Source organism: Streptomyces chumphonensis (assembly GCF_014779715.1).
Lineage (GTDB): Bacteria > Actinomycetota > Actinomycetes > Streptomycetales > Streptomycetaceae > Streptomyces > Streptomyces chumphonensis.
In genome coordinates this window covers 1139168-1156047 of the sequence record NZ_JACXYU010000001.1, presented here as the reverse complement: position 1 = coordinate 1156047, position 16880 = coordinate 1139168, and the positions used below count along the sequence as shown (strand labels likewise).

14 protein-coding genes are annotated in these 16880 nt (G+C 74.1%); 8 read left to right on the top strand and 6 right to left on the bottom strand.

Going from position 1 to position 16880, the window contains the following annotated elements:
- The first annotated feature begins 6 nt into the window (after positions 1-6).
- Both IF129_RS04855 and IF129_RS04850 read left to right on the top strand, forming a co-directional pair.
- Positions 7-774 (top strand): ABC transporter permease, encoded by a 768-nt coding sequence (locus tag IF129_RS04855; RefSeq protein WP_191208293.1) that lies wholly within the window; start codon positions 7-9, stop codon positions 772-774.
- The gene (locus IF129_RS04850; RefSeq protein WP_224754243.1) at positions 771-1787 is read left to right on the top strand and encodes an ABC transporter ATP-binding protein; all 1017 of its coding nucleotides are present in this window, start codon (positions 771-773) and stop codon (positions 1785-1787) included. The genes IF129_RS04855 and IF129_RS04850 overlap by 4 nt, the downstream gene beginning before the upstream one ends.
- A gap of 15 nt (positions 1788-1802) precedes the next feature.
- Here the strand turns inward: IF129_RS04850 and IF129_RS04845 are convergent, their stop codons facing one another.
- Entirely contained in the window at positions 1803-3140 is a 1338-nt protein-coding gene (locus IF129_RS04845) for an SGNH/GDSL hydrolase family protein (RefSeq protein WP_191208109.1), read from the bottom strand.
- A 214-nt stretch (positions 3141-3354) separates the two neighbouring features.
- Here IF129_RS04845 and IF129_RS04840 point away from each other — a divergent pair, with 214 nt between their 5' ends.
- Positions 3355-4701: a DUF445 domain-containing protein gene (locus IF129_RS04840; protein WP_224754242.1), complete on the top strand. Its 1347-nt coding sequence runs from the start codon at positions 3355-3357 to the stop codon at positions 4699-4701.
- Between the two features lie 258 nt (positions 4702-4959).
- Here IF129_RS04840 and IF129_RS04835 read toward each other — a convergent pair whose 3' ends face one another.
- Positions 4960-6369, bottom strand: a complete 1410-nt coding sequence (locus IF129_RS04835) for an aldehyde dehydrogenase family protein (protein ID WP_191208107.1) — start codon at positions 6367-6369, stop codon at positions 4960-4962.
- Positions 6370-6428: 59 nt separating this feature from the next.
- On the opposite strand from IF129_RS04835, the gene IF129_RS04830 reads away from it, so the two are divergent.
- Complete coding sequence (locus IF129_RS04830) at positions 6429-7112, top strand: TetR/AcrR family transcriptional regulator (protein WP_191208106.1); 684 nt, start codon at positions 6429-6431, stop codon at positions 7110-7112.
- 198 nt (positions 7113-7310) lie between these two features.
- Entirely contained in the window at positions 7311-8168 is an 858-nt protein-coding gene (locus IF129_RS04825) for a fumarylacetoacetate hydrolase family protein (RefSeq protein WP_191208105.1), read from the top strand.
- 71 nt (positions 8169-8239) lie between these two features.
- Here the strand turns inward: IF129_RS04825 and IF129_RS04820 are convergent, their stop codons facing one another.
- The 4 genes from IF129_RS04820 to IF129_RS04805 all read right to left on the bottom strand — a co-directional run bounded on the left by IF129_RS04820 (position 8240) and on the right by IF129_RS04805 (position 11516).
- Entirely contained in the window at positions 8240-9307 is a 1068-nt protein-coding gene (locus IF129_RS04820) for a Gfo/Idh/MocA family oxidoreductase (protein WP_381480148.1), read from the bottom strand.
- 46 nt (positions 9308-9353) lie between these two features.
- Positions 9354-10133 (bottom strand): HAD-IIA family hydrolase, encoded by a 780-nt coding sequence (locus IF129_RS04815; protein WP_191208103.1) that lies wholly within the window; start codon positions 10131-10133, stop codon positions 9354-9356.
- Positions 10134-10216: 83 nt separating this feature from the next.
- Positions 10217-10849 carry a class F sortase gene (locus tag IF129_RS04810; RefSeq protein WP_191208102.1) on the bottom strand — a complete coding sequence of 211 codons (633 nt, stop codon included), beginning with the start codon at positions 10847-10849 and terminating at the stop codon, positions 10217-10219.
- A gap of 43 nt (positions 10850-10892) precedes the next feature.
- Complete coding sequence (locus IF129_RS04805; protein WP_191208101.1) at positions 10893-11516, bottom strand: hypothetical protein; 624 nt, start codon at positions 11514-11516, stop codon at positions 10893-10895.
- Between the two features lie 253 nt (positions 11517-11769).
- Here IF129_RS04805 and IF129_RS04800 point away from each other — a divergent pair, with 253 nt between their 5' ends.
- The 3 genes from IF129_RS04800 to IF129_RS04790 all read left to right on the top strand — a co-directional run bounded on the left by IF129_RS04800 (position 11770) and on the right by IF129_RS04790 (position 16859).
- Positions 11770-12807: a glycoside hydrolase family 6 protein gene (locus tag IF129_RS04800; RefSeq protein ID WP_191208100.1), complete on the top strand. Its 1038-nt coding sequence runs from the start codon at positions 11770-11772 to the stop codon at positions 12805-12807.
- A 228-nt stretch (positions 12808-13035) separates the two neighbouring features.
- A complete protein-coding gene (locus IF129_RS04795; protein ID WP_191208099.1) occupies positions 13036-14757 on the top strand; it encodes a Dyp-type peroxidase in 1722 nt (573 codons plus the stop codon).
- A 191-nt stretch (positions 14758-14948) separates the two neighbouring features.
- The gene (locus IF129_RS04790) at positions 14949-16859 is read left to right on the top strand and encodes a galactose oxidase early set domain-containing protein (protein ID WP_191208098.1); all 1911 of its coding nucleotides are present in this window, start codon (positions 14949-14951) and stop codon (positions 16857-16859) included.
- The last annotated feature ends 21 nt before the right edge of the window (positions 16860-16880 follow it).

Genomic DNA, 16880 nt, shown 5'->3' with positions numbered 1-16880 from the left:
GTGGCGATGTGGGTGCGTTCGACCGTCGCCTACCGGGCGTCGTTCCTCATGGCGGTGGCGGTCAACTTCGCCGTCACCGGGCTCGATTTCGCCGCCATCATGATCATGTTCACGCACGTGGACGCGCTGGGCGGCTTCACCGTGGCGGAGGTGGCGTTCCTCTACGGCACGACCGGCATGGCGCTCGGCCTGGCCGACCTCCTGCTGGGCTCGATGGACAAGCTGGGGGCCCGGGTGCGGGACGGCACCCTGGACACCCTGCTGGTCCGCCCCGTGCCGGTCTTCTTCCAGGTGGCGGCCGACCGCTTCGCGCTGCGCCGCCTCGGCCGCGTCAGCCAGAGCCTGCTCGTGCTGGGCTGGTCGCTGACGCAGCTGGAGACGGCCGCCTGGTCGGCCGTGCAGGTGGCCCTGGTGCCCGTCATGGTGCTGAGCGGCACCGCGATCTTCGGGGCGGTCTTCGCCTGCGGGGCGGCGTTCCAGTTCTGGGCGCAGGACGCGTCGGAGGTGCAGAACTCCTTCACCTACGGCGGCAACACGCTGTTGCAGTATCCGCCGACGGTCTTCGCGACGGAGTTGGTGAAGGGCGTCACGTTCGTCGTGCCGCTCGCCTTCGTCAACTGGCTGCCCGCCCTGCGCGTCCTGGGGCGCGACGATCCGCTCGGCCTGCCGGGGTGGGTGGACTTCGCCTCGCCGGCCGTCGCCGCGCTGTGCTGCGCGGTGGCGGCCGCGGCGTGGCGGCGGGGGCTGCGCGGCTATCGCAGCACGGGGAGTTGACCGGTGTCCGTACCTGTGGGGGGAGCGACGTGGAACTGATCGAACTGGACGGCCTGGAGAAGGTCTTCACCGTGCGCCGCTCGGCGGGGCGGCTGCGCCGCACCCGGCACGAGGTGCGGGCGGTCGACGGCATCAGCTGCACCGTCCGGCGCGGCGAGATGGTCGGCTACATCGGGCCGAACGGCGCCGGGAAGTCCACGACGATCAAGATGCTCACCGGCATCCTGACGCCCAGCGGCGGACGGCTGCGGGTCGCCGGGATCGATCCGGCGCGGGAACGCACGCGGCTGGCCGGCCGGATCGGTGTCGTCTTCGGCCAGCGCACGACGCTGTGGTGGGATCTGCCGTTGCGCGACTCCTACGCCCTGGTGCGGCGCCTGTACCGCGTCCCGGAGGCGCGCTACCGGGCGAACCTGGAGCGCTGCGTGGAGCTGCTCGACCTGGCTCCGCTGCTGCACGTGCCGGTGCGGCAGCTCTCCCTGGGGCAGCGCATGCGCGGGGACATCGCCGCGGCGCTGCTGCACGACCCGGAGGTGCTCTACCTCGACGAGCCGACGATCGGGCTGGACGTCGTCAGCAAGGCGAAGGTGCGCGGCTTCCTGCGGGAGGTCAACGCCGAGCGCGGCACGACGGTGCTGCTCACCACCCACGACCTCGGCGACATCGAGCAGCTCTGCGACCGGGTCATGGTGATCGACCACGGGCGGCTGGTCCACGACGGCGGGCTCGACGCCCTGCACGCGGCGGGGGAGAGCGAACGCGTCCTCGTCGTCGACCTGGAGCGCCCGACGGCGCCCATCGCGGTGCCCGGTGCCCGGTTCGTGCGCGCCGACGGACCGCGCCAGTGGCTCGCGTTCCCCGCGGCGGCCAGTGCGGCGCCCGTGCTCGCGGCCATCGCCGCACGGTATCCGCTGGCCGACCTGTCGGTGCGGGAGCCGGACATCGAACAGGTCATCGCGCGCCTGTACACGGAGGGCCGGGACGGCGGAGCGGGCCCGTCCGGCCGGGGGTGACCGCCCCCGCCGGTGTCACAGCTCCGTCGCGTCGGTCCGGGGCGTGTGACGGAGGGCGGCGAGGTCGACGGCGGCGGCCAGGGCGCGGTTGCCGTTGTCGCTCGGGTGGAGGTGGTCCCCGGAGTCGTAGGCGGCACGCAGCCGGTGCGGGGCCCGCGGGTCGCGGAGGGCCGCGTCGAAGTCGGCGACGGCGTCGAAGGCCGTGCTCGTGCGGAGGCGTTCGTTGACGGCGAGCCGGACGGCCTCCAGCCTCGGCGTGTGCTGGTCGTGGCCGCCGAACGGGGTCAGTGTGGTGCCGACGACGCGCAGTCCGCGCTGCCGTGCCCGGGTGGCCAGCTGCTCCAGGCCGCTGACGAGGGTCTCCGCGTCCATCCGCCGGGGTGAGCGCATCAGGTCGTTGAGGCCCAGCTGGAGGACGACGGTGCGGACGCCGGCGCGGGAGAGGACGTCCCGCTCCAGCCGGTGGAACGCGCTCTCGCCGTTGGACGGGGAGCCGGCGGGGGCGTCCGCCAAGGCCCGGTTCCCGCTGATGCCGGCGTTGAGGACGCTGTGGGGCGGGGCGCCCGGCTCGGTGCGCAGCCGCTCGGCGAGGAAGTCCGTCCAGCGGCGGTTGGCTCCGGTGCTGGAGGCGATGCCGTCGGTGATCGAGTCGCCGAGGGCGACGATCGCGCCGGTCGTCTCGGTGGTCCAGACGTCCACACCGGTCACGTACCGCCAGTACGGGGTGGGTTCGGTGTAGGCGGTGCCCTCGATCGCGCCGGCCCGGTCGCCGTGCGCGAGGTAGCTGGTCTGCCGTGCGAAGGGGTGGTAGGTCGCGGGGCCGGAGAGGCCGGGGGTGTGGACGGTCACCAGCAGGTCGGTGGCCTGCGGGACGCGGAGCCGCACCGGGTCGGAGACGACGCGGCCGCCGGGTGGCAGGGTCACCGACGGCTCGGTGCCGAACGTCAGCCGCCGCATGGTGCCGGCCTTGGCGGTCGGGGTGCTGGGGGCGGCGGCCACGGCGACGGTGGCGTGGCCGACGGTCAGCGGGGCCGTGCCGAAGACGTTGGACAGGTGGACGCGGGTCGCCGTCCCGCCCGCGGTGGTGCGGACGATGGTGCGCAGGGACCGGTCCGGGTGGCCGTGCGGGTTGTGGGGTTCGGCCGCGGCGGGAGCGGTGGCCCAGGTGCCGACCCAGCTGCCCGAGGAGGTCGCCGCGCCGGTGCCGGGTCCGCCCGACGGGCTCCCGGCGCCGGCGTTGCCGCCGCCGAACCCCACGTATATGACGCCCGAGACGGCGATCACGAGCGCGGCGAGCCCGGCCAGCAGGAGGTAGCCCGGGCCGCGCCGCGCGGTCGGTGTGCCAGTGGTCATGCTCGGTCGCCCCTCCGCACCGGTCGTTCGCGGGTGCCATGGTCCCACGCGCCCGCACGCCGCCCGTCACGTGCCCGGGGGGCGTGCTGCGACACATCGCGTGCGGCGGCGGGCCGGACTTCCGGGCCCGCCGGACGCACCTCACGCCGGGCGCGTTCCCCGTTCGGGGCGCTCACCCCGCACAATCGGTGCCAGGCGCGGAACGGGTGGAGTGATGACACGTACAGAGCAGGACGCGGTGGACGGGGCGCACGGCGGCGGGCGTGGTCGGGGCGGGACGGGCGGGATCACCCGGGATCTCGGCGCGTTCACGGCGGCCGACGTGGAGAAGCAGCGCGGCGTACGGCAGATGAAGGCGATCGCGACGGGCGCGCTCGTCCTGGCCGCCGTCGTGTACGGCCTGGCGACGTGGGCCGAACACGCCGGGGCGGGGCCGTGGGCCGGCTATGTCGCGGCGGCCGCCGAGGCCGGCATGGTCGGGGCGCTGGCCGACTGGTTCGCCGTCACGGCCCTGTTCAAGCGGCCGATGGGGCTGCCCATCCCGCACACGGCGATCATCCGTACGAAGAAGGACCAGCTCGGGCAGAACCTCGGGGACTTCGTCGGGGACAACTTCCTCTCCGACGACGTGGTGCGCTCCCGGCTGCGTGCCGTGGGGATCGGCTCCCGGCTCGGCGGGTGGCTGGCCGAACCCGAGCACGCGGACCGGGTGACGGCCGAACTGGCGGCCGCCGTACGCGGCGCGCTCACCGTGCTGCGGGACGCGGACGTGCAGGCCGTCGTGGGCGAGGCCATCAACCGGCGTGCCGACGCGCGGGAGATCGCGCCGGGGCTGGGCCGGCTGCTGGAGCGCGTCGTCGACGACCACGGGCACCGGCGCGCCCTGGACCTGGTGTGCGTGCGGGCCCACGACTGGCTGGTGAACCACCGGGAGCAGGTCATGGAGGCGGTCGCGGGCGGCGCGCCCGGCTGGACGCCCCGGTTCGTGGACCACAGGATCGGCGAGCGCGTCTACAAGGAGCTGCTGCGCTTCGCGGCGGAGGTCCGCGACGTGCCCGACCATCCGGCGCGGGTCGCCGTGGACCGGTTCCTGGGGGACTTCGCCCGCGATCTGAGGGACGATCCGGAGACCCGGGCGCGGGTGGAGCGGCTCAAGTCGGAGGTGCTGGCGCGGGACGAGGTGCAGGAGCTGATCGCCTCGGCGTGGTCGTCGGTCCGGGCGATGATCGTGGCGGCCGCGGAGGACGAGCGGAGCGCGCTGCGGCTGCGGGCGCGCTCGTCGCTGCTGTCACTGGGCCGGCGGCTGGCGGCGGACGGGCGGCTCCAGCACAAGGTGGACGACTGGGTCGAGGGTGCGGCCTCCTACGTGGTCACCACCTACCGGCACGAGATCACGTCGCTGATCACCGAGACGGTCGCCGGGTGGGACGCAGACCAGACGGCTCGCAAGATCGAGGCCAACATCGGCCGTGACCTGCAGTTCATCCGGATCAACGGCACGGTCGTCGGCGCGCTGGCCGGGCTGGCGATCCACACCGCCACCCGTGTGCTGGGGGGATGAGGACGCGCCGACGCCGCACGGGTGCCCGGCTCGGAGACCGGCCGCGAGCTCATCGGCGAGTGGCTTTCGCGTCGTCAGGCAGCCCCGCCCGGACCGACCGGCAGGTCCGCGGCTCGTCGCAGGCGGGGCCGCGGCGGTTGGCGTGGGTGAGGCAGCGGAGCGGGCCGTTGAGGACCTGAGCGGGGTGGACCTGCGAGACCGGCCGCCCGACGGTCTGACCCGTGCGGCCCGGCACCGTGCCGGTGCGGGCCGTGTTCCTCACAGGAGGCGGCGCAGGAGTCGGGACTTCGAGGGGGTGAAGGGCGGGTAGGCGAGGCGGAAGGTGTCGGCGAGGAGGGGCTTGTCGAGGACGGCCCTGGTGTGGCTGAAGGTGTCGATGGAGTACTCGCCGTGGTAGCGGCCGAGGCCGCTCTCGCCGACGCCGCCGAAGGGGAGGCCGGGGACGCCGAGGTGGGCGATGGGGGCCCCGAAGGACAGGGCGCCGGAGGATGTCTCCGAGGCCAGGCGGCGCTTGGCCGTTGCGGTGGCGGTGAAGGCGTACAGGGAGAGGGGCTTGTCCCGGGCGGTGATGAAGGCGATCGCGGCGTCGAGGTCGGGGACACGGATGATCGGCAGGACGGGACCGAAGATCTCCTCGCTCATCACGGGCGCGTCGGGGTCGACATCGGCCAGGACGGTCGGGGCGAGGTAGCGCGTGGCGCGGTCGTGCTCGCCGCCGGTGACGGTCCGGCCGTCGCCGAGGAGTCCGGTCAGGCGGTCGAAGTGGCGTTCGTTGACGATGCGGCCGTAGTCGGCGCTCTGCGCCGGGTCGGTGCCGTACATCTCACGGATCGCGGTGCTCAGGTGGGGTTCGATCGCGGTTGCGGTCTCACCTATGGCGAGGACGTAGTCGGGGGCGACGCAGGTCTGACCGGCGTTCATGAACTTGCCCCAGGCGATGCGGCGGGCCGCCGTCGCGAGGTCGGTGCCCGGTTCCACGACGGCGGGGCTTTTGCCGCCCAGTTCCAGGGTGACCGGGGTGAGGTGGCGCGCCGCGGCCGTCATGACGATGCGGCCGACCTTGCCGTTGCCGGTGTAGAAGACGTGGTCGAAGCGCTGCTCCAGCAGGGCCGTCGTCTCCGGCACGGCGCCCTCGACCACGGTCACCGCCTGTGTGTCCAGGGTGCGGGGCAGCCAGTGGGCGAGCGCGGCGGAGGTGGCGGGGGCGAGTTCGCTGGGTTTGACCACGGCGGTGTTGCCCGCCGCGATCGCGCCGACCAGGGGGGCGAGGGCCAGGTGCAGGGGGTAGTTCCAGGGGGCGATGATCAGGACGGTGCCGAGGGGCTCGCGCACCGTACGGGCCCGGCCCGGGCGCAGTCCGAGGGGGACGGGAACGCGCCGTGGGCGCAGCCAGCGGTCGAGGCGGCGCAGGGTGTGGTCGATCTCGTTGATCGTCGAACCGATCTCGGTGGTGTACGTCTCGGTGGCGTTCTTGGCCAGGTCGGCGTGGAGCGCGGCGGTGAAGGCGTCCGCCTGCTCGACGAGCAGGCGCCGCAGGGCGCGCAGCTGGGCCTTGCGCCAGGCCAGGGGCTTCGTGCGGCCGGTGGCGAAGGTGGTGTTCAGGCGGGCGACGATGTCCGCCGCGTCGTCCGGGGTGATGGACACGTTCTGGGTGGTGGAAGCGCTCATGCCGACGAGCATATACGAAACGGAATGATTTCGTTTCGTTCGTTGGTAGGATCGTCGCCATGACCCGCACCACACCGCCGGAGCGACGGCCGGAACCCGCCTCACCCACGCGCCGCCGTGGGCGCCCCCGCGACGCGGCCCGGGACCGGGCCCTGTTGGACGCCACCCTGGTCGTGCTGGTCGAGAGCGGCTTCGGCGGGCTGACCACGGCCGCCGTCGCCGCCCGGGCGGGAGTCTCCACCGCCACCCTCTACCGGCGCTGGTCGTCCAAGGAGGACTTGGTGGTCGCCGCGGCGGCCACCTTCATCGAGCCCCACGAGCCCCCGGCGACCGGCACCCTCGAAGGCGACCTGCGCGTGGTACTCCGGGACAAGGCCGCCGTCATGACCGGCGAGGGCGGACGGCTGATGCGGGCCCTGGTGGGCGAGGCCGCGCACAACAAGGCCCTCGCGGAGTCGCTGACGACCGTCTTCCTCGAACCGGCCTACGAGCGGGTCGCGGCAGTCGTACGCAGCGCCGTCCAGCGCGGCGAGATTCCCCCCGTCGAGGACTACGACCTCCTCGGAGGCGTGGTGCTCGGACCCGTCATGGCCGGCTTCTTCCTCACCTCCCAACCACCGGAACACATCGATCCGGCCACCGCGCGGGAGAGGGCGGACCGCCTCCTGCCCTTCGCCCTGCGCGCCGTCGGCGGCGGACACCTCCCACCCGGCGCACCCTCCGCCGGCGCGGGCGGGCCGTAGTCGGCCTCGGCGTCGCTCCGGCGATCTCTTGTCTGAGCGGGGACGTCAGGGCCGACGCCGCACGGGCGACGGATTTCGTGGAAGTTACGGTCCAGTACGTGGATAGTGGTTGCGCTCTTGTGAGTGGTTCTTGGAGGATCGCCCGATTCCTCTGATGGCCGTCCCCATCGCGACCCCTCACCACTTCGGAGTGTGACTGTGAAGCTGCTGCGTGTCGGGCCCACGGGGGCGGAGCGTCCGGCGGCCCTGGACGGGGCCGGAACCCTGCGGGACCTGTCGGGACTCGTCGCGGACATCGACGGCACGGTGCTCGCCGACGCCGCCGCGCTCGCCCGGATCCGGGAGGCGCTGGCCGATGGGGCCCTCCCCGCCCTCGACGCCACCGGACTGCGCGTCGGCCCGCCGGTCGGTGCCATCGGGAAGATCGTCTGCGTCGGGCTCAACTACCGCGACCACGCCGAGGAGACGGGGCAGCCCGTCCCGGCGGAGCCGCTGGTCTTCCTCAAGGCCCCGGACACCGTCGTCGGCCCGCAGGACACCGTCCTCGTGCCGCGCGGCAGCGAGAAGACGGACTGGGAGGTCGAACTCGCCGTCGTCATCGGCCGGACCGCCCGCTACCTGGAGACCGACGAGCAGGCGCGTGCCGCGATCGCGGGCTACACGATCACCCACGACGTCTCCGAGCGGGCGTTCATGCTGGAGCGCGGCGGTCAGTGGGACAAGGGCAAGAACTGCGAGACGTTCAACCCGCTCGGCCCCTACCTGGCGACGCCCGACGAGATCCCCGACCCGCAGGCGCTCGGCCTGCGCACGTGGGTCAACGGCGTGCTGCGGCAGGACGGCACGACGGCCGACCAGATCTTCTCCGTGGCCGAGGTCGTGCGCCACCTCAGCCAGTTCATGACGCTGCGTCCCGGTGACGTCGTCAACACCGGGACACCGGCCGGGGTGGCGAACGGCAGGCCGGAGCCCAAGCCCTTCCTGCGGGCCGGCGACGTGGTCGAGCTGGAGGTCGACGGCCTGGGGCGGCAGCGCACCGAGCTGAAACCGGCGTGAGGCCGGCGTGAGGGCGTTCCCGCCCGCCTCCACCGCGGACGGCGGGCGGGGACGGCCGGCGGGCGGCGGCGTCAGGCCAGGGTGACCGTCACCCGGCGGGCCGCCGAGTGCCGGGCCGCCTCCAGGACCCGCAGCGTGTCGGCCGCCTCCAGCGCGGTCACCGGCGGCTCCCCGCCCGAGCGCAGCGCCTCGGCGACGGCGGCGTAGTAGGCCGGGTAGTCACCCGGCAGCGAGGGGACGGGCGCCGCCTCGGCCACGGTGCCGAGCGTGCCCCACGCGGACGGGGGCTCCACACCCCACTCCGGCCCGCCCGGCCGCTCCCCGGCCCGCAGGGCGTCCTCCTGCGGGTCGAGCCCGTGGGTGACGAAGGCCGCCCGGTCGCCCAGCACCCGCAGGCGCGGCCCGTGCTGGGCCGCCAGGGCGCTGACCCACAGGTGGGAGCGGACGCCGCCGGTGTGGAGGATGGCGATGAACGTGTCGTCGTCGGCCTCCGCCCCCGGGCGCAGCACGTCGGACTCGGCGTAGACGGTCGCGGCCGGGCCGAAGAGCGCCAGCGCCTGGTCCACCACGTGGCTGCCCAGGTCGTACAGGAGGCCGCCGACGTCGGCGGGGTCGCCGGACTCGCGCCAGCCGCCCTTCGGCTTCGGCCGCCAGCGCTCGAAGCGGGACTCGAACCGGTGCACGGTCCCCAGGTCGCCCCGGTCGAGCAGGGCCCGCAGGGTGCGGAAGTCGGCGTCCCAGCGGCGGTTGTGGAAGACGGAGAGCAGGAGCCCGCGCTCCTGGGCGAGCGCCGCCAGGCTCTCCGCCTCGGAGGCCGTGGCGGCCAGCGGCTTGTCCACCACGACGGGCAGTGCGGCCCGCAACGCCCGTTCGGCGAGCGCCACATGGGTGCGGTTGGGGGTGGCGACGACGACGAGGTCGAGCGCGCCGGTGTCGGCGAAGAACGCGTCGGCGTCGGCCACCGTCCGGACGCCGGGGTGGTCCTCGCGGGCCTGCCGGGCCCGTTCGGGGCGGGAGGTGACGACGGTGTGGAGGCTCAGGTCCCGGGAGGCCGCGATCAGCGGCGCGTGGAAGGCGGAACCGGCCAGTCCGTACCCGATGAGCCCGACGCGCAGGGGAGATGCGTTCATCGGGCCCATGGTAGGGCGCACCGTCCGGCCCGCGACCGGTGCGCCCCGGGGCGGATCAGGCCAGGTCGACGAGGTCGGCGATGGAGTCCACCACGGTCGTCGGGCGGAAGGGGTAGCGGTCGATGTCCTCCTTGGCCGTCAGCCCGGTGAGGACGAGGAACGTCTCCATCCCGGCCTCCAGCCCGGCCAGGACGTCGGTGTCCATCCGGTCGCCGATCATGGCCGACGTCTCCGAGTGCGCCCCGATGGCGTTCAGCCCGGTGCGCATCATCAGGGGGTTCGGCTTGCCGACGAAGTAGGGCTCCCTGCCGGTGGCCTTGGTGATCAGCGCCGCGACGGAACCCGTGGCCGGCAGCGCCCCCTGGGGGGAGGGGCCGGTGTTGTCGGGGTTCGTCGCGATGAACCGGGCCCCGTCGTTGATGAGGCGGATGGCCTTGGTGAGGGCCTCGAAGGAGTACGTCCGGGTCTCGCCCAGGATGACGAACTCGGGGTCCGCGTCGCTCAGGACGTAGCCGACGTCGTGCAGCGCGGTCGTCAGGCCCGCCTCGCCGATGACGTACGCGGTGCCGCCCGGGTGCTGCTGGTCGAGGAACTTCGCGGTGGCGAGCGCGGAGGTCCAGATGTTCTCGGCGGGCACCTCCAGACCGATCCGGTTCAGCCGGGCGTGCAGGTCGCGCGCGGTGTACATCGAGTTGTTGGTCAGCACCAGGAACGGCTTGCCGGACTCGCGCAGCTTCGTGATGAAGACATCGGCCCCGGGCACCGGCACGCCCTCGTGCATCAGGACGCCGTCCATGTCGGTCAGCCACGATTCGATCGGCTTGCGTTCGCTCATGCGGCCCATGCTATGCACCGCCCCCGTCCCCCGACATGCCCGGGACACATGCCGAGACGGCCACCGCCCCGCGGCGGAGCCCGTCAGGCGGTCGTCGAGCCCGTGAGGTAGGCGGAGACGACGACGTTCGCCGTGTAGGCACCGGCCTTCTCGTCGAACGTGCCCCCGCAGGTGATGAGGCGCAACTCCGCCCGGCCCTCGTGCCGTTCCCCGTAGACCCGCTCCGCGTCGAACCCGTCGCGCGGCACGACCTCGACGTCCTCCACGGTGAACTCGGCGGCCGTGCCGTCGGCCCGCGCCACCCGCACCGCCACGCCCGGCTCCAGGGTGCTCAGCTCGTAGAAGACGGCGCGGTCGGTCTCGGTGTCCACATGGCCGACGAGCAGGGCCGCGCCGTCCTCGCCCGGCGCCGGGCCGCCCGCGTACCAGCCGACGGTGTCGGCCTCCGCCAGCGGCGGCGGATCGACGGCGCCGTCCCGGTCGAGTCCCCGGGGGACGACGACGGCGTCCACCCCCAGTTCGTCGATGACGACCCGCTGCGGCGCCGCCCGCTCCCGGAGGGGCTCGGTGGCCGGGGGCAGGGCGACGCGTCCCTCGTCCCGGACCCGCTCGGAGGTCGCGACGTCGCGGGTGGCGCCGGGCGGCGCCGTGTCGGAGATGTCCTTGCCCCACAGCCACAGGGCCAGCAGCAGCACCGCCCAGGCCGTGCCCGTCATCACCCGCCCGGTGCCCGAGGAGCGCCCCTCGCCGGACACGGCGTCAGCCGTCGGCGCCGCGCCGTGCCACCAGGCGCCGCCGCACGACGGCGAAGCCGGCCAGACCCACGGCACCGGCCCCGGCGAGCCCGAGGGCGACGGACGCCGAGGCGTCGTCGTCCTCGCCCGCCGTGCCGCCCCCGCCCGCGCGGACGGGGGCCACCGGCCGCTCGTGGTGCCCGTCGCGGCCCCCGTCGTGGTGCGTCGGTTCCGGGTGGGGCCGCCCGCCGACGACGAAGACCGAGCCCTCGGCGATCCCGCGCTTGAGGTTGCCCGTCTTGTCGTAGCAGTCGACGGTGATGCCGTAGCGGCCCGGTTCGGCGGCGGCGCGGATGCCCGCGTGGCCGCTCAGGGTCTGGTCGGCGGTCTGCGTGAGCGTCACGGTGGCGACGAAGGCGCGTGAGCGGGCCAGCGCCTTGTCCCCGTCGCAGGAGTCCACCCGCAGCGCGACCTGCCCGCCGGCCCGGACCTTCGCCGGGGTCACGACGACCGACCCGGAGTACTCCGGGTCCACCGGCCCCGTCCGGTCGGCCGCGGCGGGCCCGGCTCCGGACAGCGTGAGGGCGGCGGCGCCCACCGTCAGCAGCGCGGTACGGAACGTCACCCTCGTGGGGCATGCGGTACTCATGGCGAACCTCCGGGTCGATGCCCTTCGACCGTGCCCCGCCCTCCCGGCGGCGGCACGCCCGGCGCGGCCGAACGGGTTTCCGGCCGCCGGTGCCGATCCGCCCGACGGCACACCTAGGCTCGGGAGCGACCGGTCCCGGCGGACACCACCGTCGGGCCGGGTGAACCGGGGCCCGCGCCGGGACGTTCCGGACGGTCTTGCGAGAATCGAGCGACGTGGGGCACACCGCCCCACGTGTGGCGAGGGGGAGTGGATGTACGGCACGGACGCCGCCCGCAGGACGCGCACCGGGGCGCTCGCCGGAACGGCCGCGCTGGCGGCCATGGCGCTGCTGGGCGCCTGCTCCTCCTCGGACGGGGACGAGGACGGCCCGCCCCGGAAGGAGTCGCCCGCCTCCGGGGCGGCCGAGGACCCGGGTCCCTTCTGGGTGAACCCGGAGAGCAAGGCCGCACAGGCACTGGCCGAGGCCCGCCAGGACGCGCCCGGGGAAGCGGAGCTCGTCGAGGCGATCGCCGGGCGCCCCGCGGGGCAGTGGATCGGCACCGAGGACCCGGAGGGGGAGGCCCGTCGGCTCACCGAGGCCGCGGCCGAGGCGGACCGCACGCCGCTGCTCGTCCTCTACAACATCCCCCACCGCGACTGCGGCCAGTACTCCAAGGGCGGGGCCGAGAGCGCGGACGCCTACCGCGCCTGGATCGACCGCGTGGTGTCGGGCATCGGCGACCGGGAGGCGTGGGTCGTACTGGAGCCGGACGCCCTGCCGCACCTCCTCGTCCCCGGCTGCGTCCCCGCCGAGCTGCACGACGAGCACTACGCCCTGCTGTCCGAGGCGGTGGCGAAGCTGGGCGCGCTGCCCGACACCCGCGTCTACGTCGACGCGGGGAACCCGCAGTGGGTGCGCGACCCCGGCGGCATGGTCGAGCCGCTGCGCCGGGCGGGCATCGAGCAGGCCGACGGCTTCTCGCTCAACGTCTCCAACTACCAGACGACCGAGGCCAACGCGGAGTACGGGAAGCGGCTGTCGTCGATGGTCGGCGACAAGCCCTTCGTCATCGACACCAGCCGCAACGGCAACGGGCCGGTGCCGGGGGACGAGGCGGAGGAGGCGTGGTGCAACCCGCCGGGCCGCGCGCTCGGTCGGCCGCCGACGACGGAGACGGGCGACGAGCGGATCGACGCCTTCCTGTGGGTGAAGCGCCCCGGGGAGTCCGACGGCACCTGCCGGGGCGGCCCGCAGGCGGGGGAGTGGCACCACGCGTACGCCCTGGAGCTGGCGCGCAACGCGCGATGACGCACCGGGCCGCGCGCGGAGCGCACGAGCGCGCGGCACCGTCGGCGCGCACTCCCGGCGCTCGCTCGGGCGCTCCGCGGCACGTCGGCGCGGGCTCCACGCCGCGCGCGCCCGCCATGCGGGCGGAACGGCTTGGGCACAGGGCGGATTCCCCGGGAACGGACCCCGCGGGGCGGTGACGGAGGGTAGACGGGGGGCAGTGTCCGCCCACGCCCACGGGAGCCCCGCATGACCATGGAAGCCGTCAGGATCGACTTCGACAAGGAGACCGGGATCGGCCCGGCCGACCGGGAGGGTGCGTTCGACCCGGCCGAACGCCGCCTCATGGAGGACCTCCAGGGCAACATCCTCAAGAGCCACGGCCGGGGGCACAGCCGCCACCTGTTCGTCCGGTTCGACTCGGCCGACTCGGCCGACGCCACGCGCCGCGACCGGGGCCGGGCCTGGCTGGCGGACATGGCCGACCGGGTCACCACCGCGATGAAGCAGTGGGACGACTCCCGCAGGCGGGCCGCCCTGTTCGCCGCCGCCGGCTTCGGGCCGCTGGGCGTCTCCGTCGGCCTCCGCTTCGCCGACGGCCCACGGCTCACGCTCGACGCGCAGGCGGGCCTGTTCGGCGGCTCGGTCGGCGCGGGGCTCGGGGGCGCCCTGTTCGGCGGCACGGCCGGGTCCGGAAGCGACCGCGGCGGCGCCCGGCCCGACCCCGACGGCGGTCACGACGGCGACGGCGGGGGCCGCCTCGTCGATCCGGAGGCCCTCCTGGAGGCGGAGTTGGCCAGGAACCCCAGCGACGTCTTCGTCAACCTCATGCTCTCGGCGTCCGGTTACCGCGCGCTCGGTTTCACCCGGCTCCCGGCGGACGAGGCGTTCGTCCGCGGCAGCCGGGACGCCGCGACGCTGACGAAGCTCTGCGACCCTCCGGTGGAGCAGTGGCACCGGGGTTTCCGGGAGAGCCTGCACGCGTTGGTGATCGTCGCCGACGACGACCCGGAGCGGGTGCAGCGGACGGCGGAGGAGATCCGGGCCGACCTGCTCGCCGCCCGCGCCGGGCGCGTCGTGCACGAGGAGGCGGGCAAGGTGCTCCGGCTGCGTCCGAACGGGCCCGCGCGTGAGCACTTCGGCTTCGCCGACGGCGTCAGCGAGCCGCACTTCCTGGCCAAGGACGTCGAACGGGCGAAGAAGGAGGAGGGGCACAGCGTGTGGCACCCGGGCGGGCCGCTCAGCCTGGTCCTCGCCAAGGACCCGGGCGGTGACGCGGAGACCGGGTACGGCTCGTTCGTCGTCTACCGCAAGCTGGAGCAGGACGTCCCGCACTTCGACGCGCAGCGCCTGAGGCTCGCCCGTGCGCTGGCGGAGGCCGACGGCCGGGCGGAGCCGCACGAGGGCGACAAGGAGCTCGCCGGCGCGTACATGGTCGGCCGCTTCCGCAACGGCACGCCCGTCAACCTGCCGGCCACCGCGGCCGGGGTGGACGCCCCCATCCCGAACGACTTCGACTTCTCCGGCGACCAGGACGGCCTGAAGTGCCCCTACCAGGCCCACACCCGCAAGACGAACCCGCGCGGTGACACCGTCTGGCGGTTCGGCGGCACCCTGGAGGAGGAGCGCAGGCGCCGCATCGCCCGCCGTGGCATCTCCTACGAGGGCGACGGCACCGTCGGGCTGCTGTTCCTCTGTGCCCAGGCGGACATCGCCGAACAGTTCGAGTTCATGCAGGACCGCTGGTGCAACGACGTCGACTTCGTCGCGGGCGGCGTGGACGGCAAGCCCTCCACGGGGCAGGACCCGGTGGTCGGGGTCGGTAGCGCACAGACGCCGACGCACTGGCCGAGGAAGCACGGCGTCGCGGGGGAGAAGGTGACGGTCTCGCTGGCCGAGTCGGTGACGCTGCGCGGCGCCGAGTACTTCTTCGTCCCCAGCCGCAGCTTCCTGCGCGGCGCGCGCGGCTGATCCGTTCGCCGTCCGTCCGCCGCCCCGGCCCGGGCGGCGGACGGACGGCCGTCCACGCGCCACCACCGGGGCGCCGCCTCCGCGACATATGCCCCTGGCGAATGCTTTCTGCACTGTCCTTCTGCGACTTTATGTCGCGTTGTCGTTACCCTGCGTGGCGTATCGCCGCTCGCGCTCCCGAGGAGGAGTCCATGGCCCATCGCACGATCCCGGGCACCGCCACCGCCTGTTCCCTGTTGTCCGCCGCCACGCTGCTCACGGCGCTCACCGCCGGACCCGTCGCGGCCCACGGCGGCGGCGACCACCACGACGAGCCGGCACCGCGCGGCGTCCTGGTGCCGGAGGTCAGCGCGGAGGAGGTGGCGGCGCAGTTCGACCCCGCCGAGGCCGCCGCCATCGGACGGGAGCACGCCGAGGCCCACGCGCGCACCCGGGCCGCCGCGAAGAACACCTCCGACTACCCGCAGACGACCCGCACGAACAGCCTGCGGTGGCTCACCGAGGACCAGCGGAAGAAGAACGCGGCCTTCGCCCCGAAGGAGTTCGGCCGCTTCACCGAGTTCTTCCCCTCGCCCGACTACGGGGTGCACATCGCCCAACTCCCCACGGGCAAGGTCCTGCTCTTCTCCTTCGAGCCGGTCGAGGACAACCCGAACCGGGAAACGGCGCCCACCCAGATCATCGGCGCGCGGAACGCGGGGCGTGCCTTCCTGTGGGATCCGCGCCGGGGCACCGGCCCCGACGCCTTCACCGCCGCCCACCCGCCGGTCATCGACATGCCGGACGGCCGGGGCGAGAAGCGCAGGGCGCCGTTCTTCTGCGCCGGCCACTCCTTCCTTCCCAACGGCATGCTCGGGGTCTTCGGCGGCAACCTCGGCGGCAACGGGGGCTCCGGCGCCAAGCTCTCGCTCCTCTACGACCCGTGGAAGGAGGAGTGGCTGCGCCAGGACGACATGGCCGTCGGCCGCTGGTACCCCACGGTCGTGACGGCGGCCGACGGACGCCAGTACATCTTCTCCGGCCAGTCCGAGCGCGGCTGGGGGACGCCGACCGAGGTCGTCGAGCGCTTCCCGGCGCAGGGGCGTCCCGTGCCCATGAGCACCGGGGCCAGGATGATCGGCGACCCGGTCGAGCGGCTCACCGTCGAGGCCCCCTTCCGCCACGACTACCCGCACACCTTCGCGCTGCGTGACGGCCTCATCCACGCCCTGGGCCGCGACTCCGACCAGCAGTGGGCCTTCGACCCGGTCCGCCAGACGCGGAGGACCCTGCCGAACCTGCCGGACCGCCCGCAGGGCCGCAAGCAGGTGGAGCGCTGGTACGGCTCGGCCGTCCCGCTGCCCAACGGCACGCTCGGCCCCGACTCCGTCCTGTACATGGGCGGCGACGCGAACGACCCGACCACCTACCTGCTCAAGGACGACACCTGGACCAAGTCCGGCTCCAAGGCGTTCGGCCGCACCCAGGACAACACCCTGATCCTGCCCGACGGCAGCCTCTTCACCGTCAACGGTGCCCCCGACATCCGCGACTACGGCAACGGCCCCTACAACCCCAACGCCGACCAGAAGTACCGCAGCACCGAACTGCGCGAGCCGGGCGGCGGCTGGCGCCTGGGGCCCGTCCAGCGGCTGCCGCGCGGCTACCACTCCAACGCGGTCGTGATGCCGGACGGCCGCGTCATGATCACCGGTGACGAGCTCCAGCAGATCGCCAACGACCCCGACATCACCGACGACATGCACGGCACGGTCGAGATCTACGAACCCGCCTACCTGCATCGCGGCGAGCGTCCCCACCTGGGCCGGGCACCGAAGCGGATGCTCCGCTACGAGCAGCACTTCACGGTCGGCTCCCGCACGGCGGGGGACGTGGAACGGGCGGTGATCCTGTCCCCGTCGACGGCCACGCACTCCGTCAACACCAGCCAGCGCCACCTGGAGCTGGAGATCGTCCGGCGCGGCCAGGGCACCCTGGAGCTCAAGGCGCCGCCCTCGCCCGAGGACGCGATCCCGGGCTTCTACATGCTGTTCCTCCTGGACGAGGACGGCGTGCCCAGTACCGCGCAGTGGGTCCGGTTCGGCCCGCCGCGCGCCGGCTGAGCCGCGCCGCCGCCCGCGTCA

Bases quoted from the DNA above. Each gene is read 5' to 3' on its own strand.
- IF129_RS04815 (WP_191208103.1), bottom strand. From the start codon at position 10,133: ATGAGCGAACGCAAGCCGATCGAATCGTGGCTGACCGACATGGACGGC.
- IF129_RS04800 (WP_191208100.1), top strand. From the start codon at position 11,770: ATGTACGGCACGGACGCCGCCCGCAGGACGCGCACCGGGGCGCTCGCC.
- IF129_RS04830 (WP_191208106.1), top strand. From the start codon at position 6,429: ATGACCCGCACCACACCGCCGGAGCGACGGCCGGAACCCGCCTCACCC.
- IF129_RS04835 (WP_191208107.1), bottom strand. From the start codon at position 6,369: ATGAGCGCTTCCACCACCCAGAACGTGTCCATCACCCCGGACGACGCG.
- IF129_RS04845 (WP_191208109.1), bottom strand. From the start codon at position 3,140: ATGACCACTGGCACACCGACCGCGCGGCGCGGCCCGGGCTACCTCCTG.
- IF129_RS04795 (WP_191208099.1), top strand. From the start codon at position 13,036: ATGACCATGGAAGCCGTCAGGATCGACTTCGACAAGGAGACCGGGATC.
- IF129_RS04790 (WP_191208098.1), top strand. From the start codon at position 14,949: ATGGCCCATCGCACGATCCCGGGCACCGCCACCGCCTGTTCCCTGTTG.
- IF129_RS04840 (WP_224754242.1), top strand. From the start codon at position 3,355: ATGACACGTACAGAGCAGGACGCGGTGGACGGGGCGCACGGCGGCGGG.
- IF129_RS04855 (WP_191208293.1), top strand. From the start codon at position 7: ATGTGGGTGCGTTCGACCGTCGCCTACCGGGCGTCGTTCCTCATGGCG.
- IF129_RS04820 (WP_381480148.1), bottom strand. From the start codon at position 9,307: ATGGGCCCGATGAACGCATCTCCCCTGCGCGTCGGGCTCATCGGGTAC.
- IF129_RS04810 (WP_191208102.1), bottom strand. From the start codon at position 10,849: ATGACGGGCACGGCCTGGGCGGTGCTGCTGCTGGCCCTGTGGCTGTGG.
- IF129_RS04805 (WP_191208101.1), bottom strand. From the start codon at position 11,516: ATGAGTACCGCATGCCCCACGAGGGTGACGTTCCGTACCGCGCTGCTG.